The organism is Albimonas sp., from assembly GCF_055129145.1.
Genome location: NZ_JBSRTQ010000119.1, coordinates 1 through 13,567 on the forward strand (window position 1 = coordinate 1; position 13,567 = coordinate 13,567).

Annotated in this window: 8 protein-coding genes; 7 read left to right on the forward strand and 1 reads right to left on the reverse strand. The window is 70.8% G+C overall.

From position 1 onward, the window contains the following. The first annotated feature begins 263 nt into the window (after positions 1 to 263). Positions 264 to 2,261, forward strand: a complete 1,998-nt coding sequence (locus ACTB72_RS16260) for an acetyl-CoA carboxylase biotin carboxylase subunit (protein ID WP_463038053.1) — start codon at positions 264 to 266, stop codon at positions 2,259 to 2,261. Positions 2,262 to 2,374: 113 nt separating this feature from the next. Here ACTB72_RS16260 and ACTB72_RS16265 read toward each other — a convergent pair whose 3' ends face one another. Further along, the gene (locus ACTB72_RS16265; RefSeq protein ID WP_463038054.1) at positions 2,375 to 2,923 is read right to left on the reverse strand and encodes a DUF4174 domain-containing protein; all 549 of its coding nucleotides are present in this window, start codon (positions 2,921 to 2,923) and stop codon (positions 2,375 to 2,377) included. 275 nt (positions 2,924 to 3,198) lie between these two features. Here ACTB72_RS16265 and scpA point away from each other — a divergent pair, with 275 nt between their 5' ends. The 6 genes from scpA to ACTB72_RS16295 all read left to right on the forward strand — a co-directional run bounded on the left by scpA (position 3,199) and on the right by ACTB72_RS16295 (position 13,449). Further along, positions 3,199 to 5,349 carry a methylmalonyl-CoA mutase gene (gene scpA / locus ACTB72_RS16270; protein WP_463038055.1) on the forward strand — a complete coding sequence of 717 codons (2,151 nt, stop codon included), beginning with the start codon at positions 3,199 to 3,201 and terminating at the stop codon, positions 5,347 to 5,349. 277 nt (positions 5,350 to 5,626) lie between these two features. Beyond that, positions 5,627 to 6,550, forward strand: coding sequence for a ketopantoate reductase family protein (locus ACTB72_RS16275; RefSeq protein WP_463038056.1), 924 nt, complete (start codon positions 5,627 to 5,629; stop codon positions 6,548 to 6,550). 121 nt (positions 6,551 to 6,671) lie between these two features. Beyond that, positions 6,672 to 7,589 (forward strand): ketopantoate reductase family protein, encoded by a 918-nt coding sequence (locus ACTB72_RS16280; protein ID WP_463038057.1) that lies wholly within the window; start codon positions 6,672 to 6,674, stop codon positions 7,587 to 7,589. Between the two features lie 211 nt (positions 7,590 to 7,800). Beyond that, on the forward strand, positions 7,801 to 10,092 hold the full coding sequence (locus ACTB72_RS16285) for an NADP-dependent malic enzyme (protein ID WP_463038058.1): 2,292 nt from the start codon (positions 7,801 to 7,803) through the stop codon (positions 10,090 to 10,092). A 135-nt stretch (positions 10,093 to 10,227) separates the two neighbouring features. Further along, entirely contained in the window at positions 10,228 to 12,123 is a 1,896-nt protein-coding gene (locus ACTB72_RS16290; protein WP_463038059.1) for an AMP-binding protein, read from the forward strand. A 192-nt stretch (positions 12,124 to 12,315) separates the two neighbouring features. Next, on the forward strand, positions 12,316 to 13,449 hold the full coding sequence (locus tag ACTB72_RS16295; RefSeq protein ID WP_463038060.1) for a zinc transporter ZntB: 1,134 nt from the start codon (positions 12,316 to 12,318) through the stop codon (positions 13,447 to 13,449). Positions 13,450 to 13,567: the final 118 nt, after the last annotated feature.

Sequence of the window (13,567 nt, forward strand, 5' to 3'; positions counted from 1 at the left end):
TGCTCGGCGCGGGCGCGGCCGCCGTCACCGGCGGATCGGTCGGCACCGGCGCCGTCATCGGCGGCGCGGCCGGCGCCGCAACCGGCGCGCTCACTTCCAAGAAACAGATCAGCCTGGACTGACCGCGGCTTTCGTCGCGACGCCGCGCGCGGAGATTTCCGCGCGCGCACCATGGCCGATCCGCATACGACCGCCCGCCGCGCCCCGTGCGCGGCGGGCCTTCGCGCATTCGCGGCCCTGATCCGGGCCGCTCAGGAGGGGCCATGTTCAAGAAGATCCTGATCGCCAACCGGGGCGAGATCGCCTGCCGCGTCATCAAGACCGCGCGCAAGATGGGCATCAAGACCGTGGCGGTCTACTCGGACGCCGACAAGAACGCGCTGCATGTGCGCATGGCGGACGAGGCCATCCATATCGGTCCGCCGCCGGCCAACCAGTCTTATATCGTGATGGACAAGATCCTGGATGCGATCAAGCAGTCGGGGGCCGAGGCGGTGCATCCGGGCTACGGGTTCCTGTCCGAGAACCCGGTCTTCGCGAAGAAGCTCGAGGATCTGGGCGTCGCCTTCATCGGGCCGCCGGCGTCGGCCATCGAGGCGATGGGCGACAAGATCACCTCCAAGAAGCTCGCCAAGGAGGCCGGGGTGTCCACCGTTCCCGGCTATATGGGGCTGATCGAGGACGCGGACGACGCGGTCAAGATCTCCAACGAGGTCGGCTATCCGGTGATGATCAAGGCCTCCGCCGGCGGCGGCGGCAAGGGCATGCGCATCGCCTGGAACGACCAGGAGGCGCGCGAGGGCTTCCAGTCTTCCAAGAACGAGGCGAAGAGCTCCTTCGGCGACGACCGGATCTTCATCGAGAAATTCGTAACCCAGCCGCGCCATATCGAAATCCAGGTGCTGGGCGACAAGCATGGCGAATGCCTGTGGCTCAATGAGCGGGAATGCTCGATCCAGCGCCGCAACCAGAAGGTGATCGAGGAGGCGCCGTCGCCGTTCCTCGACCCCGAGACCCGCAAGGCGATGGGCGAGCAGTCGGTGGCGCTCGCCAAGGCGGTGAATTACTCGTCCGCCGGCACGGTGGAGTTCATCGTCGACGGGGACCGGAATTTCTACTTCCTGGAGATGAACACCCGCCTGCAGGTCGAGCATCCGGTGACCGAGCTGATCACCGGAATCGACCTGGTGGAGCAGATGATCCGGGTCGCCTACGGCGAGAAGCTGTCGATGACCCAGGACGATATCGGCATCAACGGCTGGGCGATCGAGAGCCGGCTTTACGCCGAGGATCCGTATCGCAACTTCCTGCCTTCCATCGGCCGGTTGTCGCGCTATCGCCCGCCCGAAGAGGTGTCGACGCCCACCCATGTCGTGCGCAACGACACCGGGGTCTACGAGGGCGGCGAAATCTCGATGTATTATGACCCGATGATCGCGAAGCTCTGCTCCTGGGGGCCGGACCGGGCGACGGCGCTTGAGGTGATGCGCAATGCGCTCGACGGGTTCGAGGTCGAGGGGATCGGCCACAACCTGCCGTTCTGCGCGGCGGTGATGGACCATCCGCGGTTCATCTCGGGCGACATCTCCACCGCCTTCATCGAGGAGGAGTTTCCCGACGGCTTCGACGGGGTCACGCTGGGCAAGCCGGCGCTGAAGCGGCTGGCGGCGGCGGCGGCGGCGATGAACATGATCGTCGAGGGGCGCGCGGCCCGGATTTCGGGCGCGATGCGCAACCACACGCGGCGGCTGGACCCGAACTGGGTGGTGCTGATCGGCGGCGAGAGCTTTGAGACGGTCGTCTCAGAGGGTCAGGGCGGCTGGGACGTGAGCCTGGAGGGCGAGGCCTGGCGGGTCGAGACCGACTGGACGCCGGGGCAGTCGCTGGCCCGCGCCACCGTCGGGGGCGAGCCGATCGTGGCCAAGATCGGGCTCGGGACCGGGGGCGCGCGGGTGCGCTATCGCGGGGCCGACCTGAAGGTGCAGGTGTTCACGCCGCGGCAGGCGGAGTTGGCCGCGATGATGCCGGTGAAGATGCCGCCGGATACGTCGAAGATGCTGCTGTGCCCGATGCCGGGGCTGGTGGTCTCGGTCGACGTGGCCGAGGGCGACGAGGTGCAGGAGGGCCAGGTGCTCTGCGTCGTCGAGGCGATGAAGATGGAGAACGTCCTGCGCGCCGAAAAGAAGGCCGTGGTGACCAAGGTCAATGCGGCGGCGGGCGCGAGCCTGATGGTCGACGACGTGATCATGGAGTTCGAGTAAGCCATGGCCGCGACCGGACCGCGCAGGGGTGGGGCGGGGCCTTCGGGCCTCCTTCTCCCCCCGTGCGTTCCGGGCGGGCGAAGCCCGGCCGGCGACGGTCGGGTTGGAGGGGGCTACGGGCGCCCCGTTTCCTGCAGGCGGATCGGCAGGCGGTCGATCTGGCGGACCAGCTGCGCGCCGGAGACCGGCTGCGGGCTGCGGCGTTTCACCTGGCCGTCCTTGCCGATCAGCAGCAGGTTGAAATCATGGGGCCGGAACTTGCGGCGCAGCGCCGTGGTCTCGGACCGCGAGGGGCCGGGCTCGGTGTCGACGATCACCACCACGTCGCGTTCCTCGAGCGACGACCGCATGTTTTCGATCTCGCGCAGCTGGTGGACCAGCCGCGGGTCGCGATCGTTGTCGGCGAAGATGATGATCGGGCGCGACACCCACATGTATGGTTCCAGCGGATCGGCGTCGGGGTCGGTGACCGCGGCCGCCGGGGGCGCGGAATACGGCGTCCGCGTGGTGGGCGCGGTCTGCTCGACCGCGTCGGCGGCGGCGGCCAGCGACGCGGGCGCGAAGATCAGGCAGAGCGCGGCCAGCAGCAGCGGCGGCGCGCGGCGCAGGGCGCGGCGGGCGTCGGTCGTCTCGCGGTCGGCTCGTCGATCGATGCGCGTCATGTCCATCCCTGCTTTTCCGCTTTTCTTCGCGGCGATGGCCGAAAGGCCGCGCCGGGGGTGCATCTTAGCCTATCCCCGGCCGGCTTCCACCCGCCCCGAGGCCGCGGGGCCCTCCGGGCTCCGCACGTTTCCCGGAGCGGCGGCGGGAGGATCGAGTCCGGTCCCCGCTTCCGCGACCCGCAACCCTATCCGCAGGGGGGCGCCGGACCGCATGGTCGGCGCCCCCCTCCCGTCATCGCGACGTTCGCGCCCAGCGCGCGTCAAGGAGGGCTGACATGACCAAATCCGATATCGACGCCTGGAAGGCGCTCGCCGCGCGCGAGCTGAAGGGCAAGACCCCCGACGATCTGGTCTGGAAGACCATCGAGGGCATCGACGTGAAGCCGCTCTACACCGAGGCGGATGTGGCGGGGCTGGACCATCTGGGCACCATCCCCGGGGCCGAGCCCTTCGTGCGCGGCCCGCGCGCCACGATGTATGCGGGGCGGCCCTGGACCATCCGCCAGTATGCCGGGTTCTCGACCGCGGAGGAGTCGAACGCGTTCTACCGCCGGGCGCTCGCGGCCGGTCAGCAGGGCGTGTCGGTGGCCTTCGACCTGGCGACGCACCGGGGCTATGACTCCGACCATCCGCGGGTTGTCGGGGACGTGGGCAAGGCCGGGGTCGCCATCGATTCCGTCGCCGACATGAAGGTGCTGTTCGACGGGATTCCGCTTGAGAAAGTGTCCGTCTCGATGACCATGAACGGGGCGGTGATCCCCATTCTGGCGAACTTCATCGTGACGGGCGAGGAGCAGGGGGTCGACCGGAAACTCCTGTCGGGGACCATCCAGAACGACATCCTCAAGGAGTTCATGGTCCGCAACACCTACATCTATCCGCCCGAGCCTTCGATGCGGATCATCGCGGACATCATCGAATACACGTCCGCGGAAATGCCGAAGTTCAACTCGATCTCGATTTCCGGCTACCACATGCAGGAAGCCGGCGCGAACCTGGTGCAGGAGCTGGCCTTCACGCTGGCCGACGGCATGGAATACGTGCGCGCCGCGGTGTCCAAGGGCATGACGGTGGATCAGTTCGCCGGGCGCCTGTCGTTCTTCTTCGCCATCGGCATGAACTTCTTCATGGAGGCCGCCAAGCTTCGCGCCGCCCGCCTGCTGTGGTCGCGGATCATGACCGATTTCGGGGCGGAGAAGGCGGGCTCCAAGATGCTGCGCACCCATTGCCAGACCTCGGGCGTGTCGCTGGCCGAGCAGGACCCCTACAACAACGTCATCCGCACCGCCTATGAGGCGATGTCGGCGGCGCTGGGGGGGACGCAGAGCCTCCACACCAATGCGCTCGACGAGGCGATCGCGCTGCCGACCGATTTCTCGGCCCGCATCGCGCGCAACACGCAGCTGATCCTGCAGGAGGAGACGGGGATCACCCATGTCGTCGATCCGCTGGCGGGCTCCTATTACGTCGAGTCCCTCACCGCCGAGCTGGCGGAAAAGGCCTGGGCGCTGATCGAGGAGGTCGAGGCGATGGGCGGCATGACCAAGGCGGTCGCCTCGGGCATGCCCAAGCTGCGCATCGAGGAATCCGCCGCCAAGCGCCAGGCCGGCATCGACCGCGGCGAGGAAGTGATCGTCGGGGTCAACAAGTACCGGCTCGGCAAGGAGGATGAGCTTGACATCCTCAACATCGACAACGAGGCGGTGCTGGTCTCCCAGGTCGCGCGGCTCAAGCAGGTGCGCGACGCGCGCGACCAGGCGGCCTGCGACGCGGCGCTCGACGCGCTGTCGGCGGCGGCCGCGGACGGCTCGGGCAACCTGCTGGCGCTGGCGGTCGAGGCGGCGCGGGCGCGGGCCACGGTCGGGGAGATCTCGGACGCCATGGAAAAGAGCTTCGGACGGCATCGCGCCGAGGTGAAGACGTTGTCGGGCGTCTATGGCGCGGCCTATGAGGGCGACGCCGATTTCGCCGCGATCCAGAAGGACGTGGAGGATTTCGCGGAGGAGGAGGGCCGTCGTCCCCGCATGCTGGTGGTGAAGATGGGCCAGGACGGCCACGACCGCGGCGCCAAGGTGATCGCCACGGCCTTCGCCGACATCGGCTTCGACGTCGATGTGGGGCCGCTGTTCCAGACGCCGGAGGAGGCGGCCCAGGACGCCATCGACAACGACGTGCATGTGGTGGGCGTGTCGAGCCAGGCGGCGGGGCACAAGACGCTGGCGCCCAAGCTGATCGAGGCGCTGCGGGCGCGGGGCGCGGAGGATGTGCTGGTGATCTGCGGCGGCGTGATCCCGCATCAGGATTACGAGTTCCTCTACGGCGCCGGGGTGAAGGCGATCTTCGGGCCGGGGACGAATATTCCGGAGGCGGCGAAGAACATCCTGAGCCTGATCCGCGAAAGCCGCCGCCCCGACGCGGCGGAGTAAGGCGAGGCGGACGGAGCAAGCCATCGGTTCCCGCGCGGGCGCGACCCGCGCGGAAGGTCCAGCGGCGCGACGCAAGCGCGGCGGGCAGGGAGGACGCGCCAGGCGCGCCGGTCGAAGGATCGGCGCGCCTTTTCGGTTGTTTGGGCTGGCTCGGTCCCGAAGCGGTTTCGGCCCGACGCGGTTTCGGCCCGGCGACGTGCTGCGTCATCGCGGGCCGAGCCTCGGGGGGCAGGGGTGGGTAGGGTCGGCGCGGTTTCGGGATGCAGGGAGCAGGCACATGAAGGTTGCGGTCGTCGGCGCAGGCGGGATCGGGGGCTATCTGGCGGTGAGGCTGGCGGCGGCGGGGAATCCGGTTTCGGTGGTGGCGCGCGGCGCGCATCTCGACGCGATCCGCGCGGGGGGGCTGACGCTCGAGGAGAACGGGGGGAAGTCGACCACCGTGCAGGTTCCGGCCTCGGCCGATCCGGCGGAGCTCGCGCCCGCCGATCTGGTGATCTTCGGAGTGAAGGGCCATCAGCTCGACGCCGCGATGGAGATGGCGCGCCCGCTGATGGCGGCGGGGGGCGTGGCGCTGCCGATCCTCAACGGGGTGACCGCGACGGCCCGGCTGGAGGCGTTTTACGGGACGGGGCGGGCGCTGATCGGAACGGCCCAGGTCTCGGCCGAGATCGTGCGGCCGGGCGTCATCGGCAAGCTCGACAGCGAGACGGGCGTGGTGCTCGGCGACCGGGACGGGCGCCAGGACACGGAGCCCGCGGCAGGCGTGCGCGCGATGTTCCTCGCGGCCGGCGCGCCCGCGCCGGCGTCGGACGACGTGCGGGTCGATCTGTGGCGCAAGATGATCGCGTGGAACGGCAACGGCACGCTGACCGCCGCGGCGCGCTGCCATCTGGCCGAGATCCGGGCGCTGCCCGAGCTGCGCGCGCTCTACGAGGCGCTGGTGCATGAGGCGATGGCGGTGGCGGTGGCCTCGGGGGCGCCGGTGCCGGCCGACACGCCCGACCGGATCTTCGCGCGGTTCGAGGGAATGTCGGGGGCGATCCGCTCGTCCATGGCCGCGGATCTGGAGGCGGGGCGTGCGCTGGAGCTCGACCACATGACCGGGGCGGTGCTGCGCATGGGGCGCGAGCTGGGCGTGCCGGTCCCCGTGACGGCGGCGCTCTATGCGGTGCTGCGCCCGCATCGCGACGGGCGGGGTTGAGCGCAGGCGGGGGGCGGGGCCGCGGCGTTTCCGCGGGGGCGGGGGTATTGTGACGTCCGGCCTGGGGCGGCATGGTCGGCCGGCGGGGACGGTCCCGCGGGGACAGGCGGGAGCGGAACTCATGCGGTTCGCGACGGTGGCGACGGGGGCCGTGAACGGCTATCTCGCGGTGAAGCTGGCGGAGAGCGGGGGCGATGTCGCCTGCCTCGCCCGCGGGGCGCATCTGGCGGCGATCAAGGCCGACGGCCTGCGCCTGATCTCGGCGGGGGGCGAAAGCGTGGGCCGCCCGCGGGTCGCTTCGGACGATCCCGCGGCGCTCGGGCCGGTGGACGTGGTGCTGTTCGCGGTCAAGGCGCAGGACCTGGATGCCGCGGCGCCGCTGTGCCTGCCGCTGATGGGGCCGGACACCCTCGTCATTCCGTTCCTCAACGGGGTCGAGGCCTCGTCCCGGCTGGAGGCGCATCTGGGCGCGGGCCGGGTGCTGGAGGGGACCTGCGGGATCTCGGTGTTCCTGGGCGCGCCGGGGCGGATCGACATGGCGACCACCTTCGCCTGGTATCGCTTCGCGGAGCGGGACGGCGCCCGGTCGGCGCGCGCGCTGGCGGTGGCGGAGGCGATGACCGCGGCCGGGATCGACGCGGCCGTGCCGGAGGATATCCGCGTCGCCCTCTGGAAGAAGTTCATGATGCTGGCGACGCTCGCCGGGACCACGGCGGGGTCGCGCGGCACGGCGGGCGACATCCATGCGAGCCCGGCGCTCAGCGCGCTCGCCGCCCGGTCGGTGGCCGAAATCGGGGCGCTGGCGCGCGCCGAGGGCGTGGCGATCACCGAAGCCGACGAGGCCGCGACCGTCAAGCAGATCGCCGGATTGCCCGCGGCGATGCGCGCCTCGATGGCCAAGGATCTCGACGCCGGGCGCCCGATCGAGGTGGACTGGCTGTCGGGCGCGGTGGCGCGGATGTCCGCTTCCCACGGGCTCGATGCGCCCGCCCATGCCACGATGGCGGCGCTGCTGGCCCCGCATCGGCTCGGCCGCTGACGGACTGACTGCGTCAGGGCGGAATGGGGGCGCGCGCCGGGATCGGGCCGCGCGCGCGTCTTGACCCCGGGGCGGAAGCGGACCAAGGCTCGCCGCTGAAAAACCGGCGGTCCCCGCGCGCGACGGCGGGCGGGGCCGCCGCAACCCATAACCGGCCGGGGCACGGGCAGGGAGCCCCGCCGGCGCCCGGCCGAACCAGGGAGACAGGGCGATGAAGGACGAACGCCAGGACGCCGCGCGGCAGGCCGCGCTCGACTACCACGAGTTCCCGCGGCCGGGAAAGCTGGAGATCCGGGCGACCAAGCCCATGGCCAACCAGCGCGATCTGTCCCGCGCCTATTCTCCCGGCGTCGCCGATGCGTGCCTCGAGATCGAGAAGGACCCGACCACCGCGGCGCGCTACACGGCGCGCGCGAACCTGGTCGCCGTCATCACCAACGGCACCGCGGTGCTGGGGCTGGGGGATATCGGGGCCGCGGCCTCGAAGCCGGTGATGGAGGGCAAGGCGGTGCTCTTCAAGAAATTCGCCAACATCGATTGCTTCGACATCGAGGTGAACGAGCGCGACCCCGAGAAGCTGGCCGACATCGTCTGCGCGCTGGAGCCGACCTTCGGCGCGGTGAACCTCGAGGATATCGCGGCGCCCGACTGCTTCGTGGTCGAGGAGCTGTGCAAGGCCCGCATGAAGATCCCGGTCTTTCATGACGACCAGCACGGCACCGCCATCGTGGTCGGCGCGGCCGCCTACAACGCCATGCGGGTCGCGGGCAAGAAGTTCGAGGATATCCGGGTGGTGTCGATGGGCGGGGGGGCGGCGGGGATCGCCTGCCTCAACCTGCTGCTGACGCTGGGGGTGAAGCGGGAGAACGTCTGGCTGCTGGATCGCCACGGCCTGATCCATACCGGGCGGCGCGACAACATGGGTCCGCAGAAGGTCGCCTATATGCGGCCCGAGAGCGATGCGGCGGGGGGCACCGAGCTCGGCGACGTGATCGCGGGGGCGGATCTGTTCCTCGGCCTCTCCGCCGGCAACGTGATGACCGGCGAGATGGTGGCCAAGATGGCGGACACGCCGATCATTTTCGGGCTCGCCAACCCGACGCCGGAGATCATGCCCGAAATCGCGCGGGCGGCGAAGCCCGACGCGATCATCGCCACCGGGCGCTCGGACTACCCCAATCAGGTCAACAACGTCCTCTGCTTCCCCTTCATCTTCCGCGGCGCGCTGGATGTGGGCGCGACCACGATCAACGAGGAGATGAAGATCGCCTGCGTGCGGGCCATCGCGGACCTCGCGTTGCAGGCGTCGTCGGCCGAGGCGGCGGCGGCCTATCAGGGCGAGCGGCTGGTGTTCGGTCCCGAATACCTCATTCCGAAACCCTTCGACCCCCGGCTGCTGCCCGCCGTCGCCTCGGCCGTCGCCAAGGCCGCGATGGAGTCGGGCGTGGCGCTCAGGCCCATCGCCGATCTGGAGGCCTACCGGGCGGGGCTGGAGAGCACGCAGTTCCGCTCCTCGCTCATCATGCGGCCGGTCTTCGACGCGGCGCGGTCGGCGGCGCGGCGCATCGTCTTCGCCGAGGGCGAGGATGAGCGGGTGCTGCGCGCCGCCTACGGGATGCTGGAGGAGACCACCCACAAGCCGATCCTGATCGGACGCCCCGACGTGATCGAGAGCCGGCTGGAACGCTACGGCCTGCCGATCAAGGCCGGCCGCGACTTCGAAGTGGTGAACCCGCAGTCCGATCCCCGCTATCGCGACTACTGGGAGACCTATTTCCAGATCATGCAGCGGCGCGGCGTGACCCCGGACCTGGCCCGCGCGGTGATGCGCACGAACCTGACCGCCATCGCCTCGGTCATGGTGCGGCGGGGGGAGGCGGACAGCCTGATCTGCGGCACCTTCGGGCAGTATCTGTGGCATCTGAAATACGTGACCCAGCTGCTGGGGACCGACGGCTACCATCCGCTCGGCGCGCTGTCGCTGATGCTGCTGGAACGCGGGCTGGTGTTCATCGCCGACACCCAGGTTCATCCGGACCCGACGGCGGAGGAGATCGCCGAAATCACCATCGGCGCCGCCCGCCATGCGCGCCGTTTCGGGCTGACTCCGCAGGTGGCGCTGCTGTCGCATTCCCAGTTCGGCAACCTCGACACGCCGTCGGGGCGCAAGGTGCGGCGCGCGCTGGAGATCCTCGACAGCCAGCCCCGCGGCTTCGCCTATGAGGGCGAAATGCATGCGGACGCGGCGCTCGATCCCGAGATCCGCGACCGCATCTTCCCGCACAGCCGCATCCAGGGGGCGGCGAACATCCTGATCCTGCCCAACGCCGACGCGGCTTCGGGGATGCGCAACATCCTCAAGCTGATGTCGGGGGCGCTGGAGGTCGGGCCGATCCTGATGGGCATGGGCAACCGGGCGCATATCGTGACGCCGGCGATCACGGCGCGGGGCTTGCTGAACATCGCGGCGCTGGCCTCGACGCCGATCACCTCTTACGCCTGAGGGGCGCCGCCGCCCCGGGCTTGACCCGGATCAAGGCGGCGGGCCCGCGCCCCGGCCAAGGTGACGCTGCGGAATTGAAGGGGGCCGCGCGCGGCGAGCGCGGGATCGGCCCCGATGACGGGAGGAAGAAGCGCGATGGGCTATCGTGACGCCTACGACGCCTGGAAGACCGATCCGGACGGCTATTGGATGGAGGCCGCCAAGGCCATCGACTGGACCAGGCCGCCGACCAAGGCCCTGCACGGGAACGGCCCGGCCGGCAACGACTGGTTCGCCGACGGCGAGATGAACACCTGCTTCAACGCCGTCGACCGCCATGTCGAGGCCGGGCGCGGCGGGGACGTGGCGATCATCTACGACAGCCCGGTGACCGGGACCAAGGCCCGGATGACCTTCGCCGAGCTGCAGGCGCAGACCGCAGCGCTCGGCGGCGCGCTGGCGGCCAAGGGCGTCGTGGCCGGCGACCGGGTGATCATCTACATGCCGATGGTGCCCGAGGCGCTGGTCGCGATGCTCGCCTGCGCCCGGATCGGGGCGGTGCATTCGGTGGTGTTCGGGGGCTTCGCCGCGCATGAGCTGGCGGTGCGGATCAACGACTGCACCCCCAAGGCCATCCTCGCGGGGTCCTGCGGGATCGAGCCGGGGCGCGTGGTGCATTACAAGCCCCTGATCGACGGCGCGATCGCGCAGGCGACCCACAAGCCGGATTTCACCGTGGTCCTGCAGCGCGAGCAGGGGCCGTGCGAGCTGATCCCCGGCCGCGATCACGACTGGGTGGACTTCGTGACGGGGGCCGAGCCCGCGCCCTGCGTGGCGCTGCCCGCCATGCATCCGCTCTACATCCTCTACACGTCGGGCACGACCGGCTCGCCCAAGGGCGTGATCCGGCCGAGCGGGGGCCATGCGGTGGCGCTCGCCTGGACCATGCGCAACCTCTACGACGTGGGGGCGGGGGACGTCTATTGGGCGGCCTCGGACGTCGGCTGGGTCGTGGGGCATTCCTTCATCTGCTACGGGCCGCTGATCGCCGGCTGCACCACGGTGCTGTTCGAGGGCAAGCCGGTGGGGACGCCGGATGCCGGCACGTTCTGGCGGGTGATTTCGGAGCACAAGGTCAGGTCCTTCTTCACCGCGCCGACCGCCTTCCGCGCGATCAAGCGCGACGACCCCAAGGGCGCGTTCAAGCAGGGCTACGATCTTTCCTGCCTCAACTACCTGTTCCTGGCCGGCGAGCGCGCCGACCCCGACACGGTGAACTGGGCCGCGGATCTGCTGAAGATCCCGGTGATCGATCACTGGTGGCAGACGGAGACGGGCTGGGCCATCGCCGGCAATCCCGCGGGGTTGGAGCTGCTGCCGGTGAAGGTCGGCTCGCCCACCGTGCCGATGCCGGGCTACGACGTGCAGGTGCTCGACGAGGCGGGGCATGAGGTGGAGCGGGGGACGCTCGGCGCGATCGCCATCAAGCTGCCGCTGCCGCCGGGGACGCTGCCCGGGCTGTGGAACGGCGAGGAGCGCTTCATCAAATCTTATCTCCACCACTTCCCGGGCTATTACGAGACCGGGGACGCGGGGATGATCGACGAAGACGGCTATGTCTGGATCATGGCGCGCACCGACGACGTGATCAATGTGGCGGGGCACCGGCTGTCCACCGGGGCGATGGAGGAGGTGCTGGCCAACCATCCCGACGTCGCCGAATGCGCGGTGATCGGGGTGACGGACGAGCTGAAGGGCCAGCTTCCCATGGGATTCGTCTGCCTGACCAAGGGCGTGGACCGGCCGCATGAGGACATCGCGCGCGAGTGCATCAAGCTGGTGCGCGACGAGATCGGGCCGGTGGCCGCCTTCAAGCTGGCGGTGGTGGTGGATCGCCTGCCCAAGACCCGCTCGGGGAAAATCCTGCGGGCCACCATGGTCAAGATCGCCGACGGGGCCGAGTTCAAGATGCCCGCGACCATCGACGACCCGGCGATCCTGGACGAGATCCGGGCCGCTGTCTCGGATCTCGGCTATCCGCTGAAGGGGTGAGGCGGGGCGACTTGGGGGGCGGTCCTGCGGGGCCGCCCGTTCGCGTGGCAGGGGGCTCAGGCCGCGGGCCCGGCCGTGGTCCCGGGGCGGAGGACGGCGGCGGCGTCGCCCCGCCGGGTTGCGTCCCGCGCCCCGCGGGCTAGCTTGCGACCAGCCCTCACGCGGGCCGCGCCGCATGGAGACCTCGCGCCGATGACCGTGACCGACGACCCCTTCGCCGCGCCGCCCGACCCTTCCGCCGCTGCGCCCGAGCGCTCGCCGGTGCTGCTCTGGGCGTTCGACGTGGCGCCCTCCGGCGCGTCGCGTCCGCTGGCGCCGGAGGCCTGCGCCGGCGATCCGGACGAGCCGGGCGGCTGGCGCTGGCTGCACGTGAACCGCAACGCGCCGGGGGCGGAGGCGTGGCTGTCGGGCCATGACGGGCCGGCGGGCCCGGGCCTGCCGCTGGCGGTGCCGCCGCTGGCGGTCGAGGCGCTGATGGACGAGGACACCCGCCCCCGCGCCCAGGCGCTGGCCGGGGGCGCGCTGGTGATCCTGCGCGGCGTCAACCTGAACCCGGATGCAGAGCCGGAGGACATGATCTCGGTCAGGCTATGGGTGGCGCCGGGGCAGGTGGTGTCGGTGGTGCTGCGCCGCGGGCTGCTGGCGCTGCAGGATCTGCGCGACGCGGCCGAGGCGGGGCGCGGGCCGAAAAGCTCCGGCGCGTTCCTCGCCGACCTGGTCGACGGGCTCGCCGACCGCAAGGGGCCGGTGCTCGATCAGATGGACGACCGGCTGGCGGCGCTCGAGGACGCGCTGGAGATCGCGGCGGCCATGGAGGCGGCGCGCGCCGCGGGCCTGCCGCCGCCCAAGGCCGCGCTGACCGCGCCGCCCCCGCTGACGCCGGAGGCGGCGCGGGCCGAGATCGCCGACCTGCGCCGCGCCGCGATCCCGCTGCGCCGCTATATCGCCGCCCAGCGCGACGCGGTGAACGACCTGCGCCGGATGAAGGTGTCGGGGCTGGAGGAGGCGCAGCGGGAGGAGCTGGGCGAAGCCTCGGAGCGGCTGACGCGCTTCGTCGAGGATCTCGACGCGATGCGCGACCGCTCGGCCGCGCTGCATGAGCAGCTGGCGGGGCGGGCGGCGGAGCGGATGAACCGCGCGATGTTCTCGCTGTCGGTGGTGACGGCGGTGTTCCTGCCGCTGGGGTTTCTGACCGGGCTGATGGGGGTGAATCTCGGGGGGATCCCGGGGGCGAGCGATTCCTGGGCCTTCGCCGGCTTCGCCGCGCTGCTGGCGGCGGTGGCGGGGCTGGAGATCTGGCTGATCCGGCGGCTGCGGCTGTTCTGAGCGGCCCCCGGTCAGTCCGACCGGGGGGCGAGGGAGCCGGGCGCGAAAGCCCCGCCCGGCGAGGGCGCGGGCCCGCCCGGCGCGTGCGAACCCGGCGCGAAGGCGCCGCCGGGCGCGA

Excerpts from the sequence above, each read along its gene's own strand:
- ACTB72_RS16260 (WP_463038053.1), top strand. The coding sequence starts at position 264 with ATGTTCAAGAAGATCCTGATCGCCAACCGGGGCGAGATCGCCTGCCGC.
- ACTB72_RS16265 (WP_463038054.1), bottom strand. The coding sequence starts at position 2,923 with ATGACGCGCATCGATCGACGAGCCGACCGCGAGACGACCGACGCCCGC.
- scpA (WP_463038055.1), top strand. The coding sequence starts at position 3,199 with ATGACCAAATCCGATATCGACGCCTGGAAGGCGCTCGCCGCGCGCGAG.
- ACTB72_RS16275 (WP_463038056.1), top strand. The coding sequence starts at position 5,627 with ATGAAGGTTGCGGTCGTCGGCGCAGGCGGGATCGGGGGCTATCTGGCG.
- ACTB72_RS16280 (WP_463038057.1), top strand. The coding sequence starts at position 6,672 with ATGCGGTTCGCGACGGTGGCGACGGGGGCCGTGAACGGCTATCTCGCG.
- ACTB72_RS16285 (WP_463038058.1), top strand. The coding sequence starts at position 7,801 with ATGAAGGACGAACGCCAGGACGCCGCGCGGCAGGCCGCGCTCGACTAC.
- ACTB72_RS16290 (WP_463038059.1), top strand. The coding sequence starts at position 10,228 with ATGGGCTATCGTGACGCCTACGACGCCTGGAAGACCGATCCGGACGGC.
- ACTB72_RS16295 (WP_463038060.1), top strand. The coding sequence starts at position 12,316 with ATGACCGTGACCGACGACCCCTTCGCCGCGCCGCCCGACCCTTCCGCC.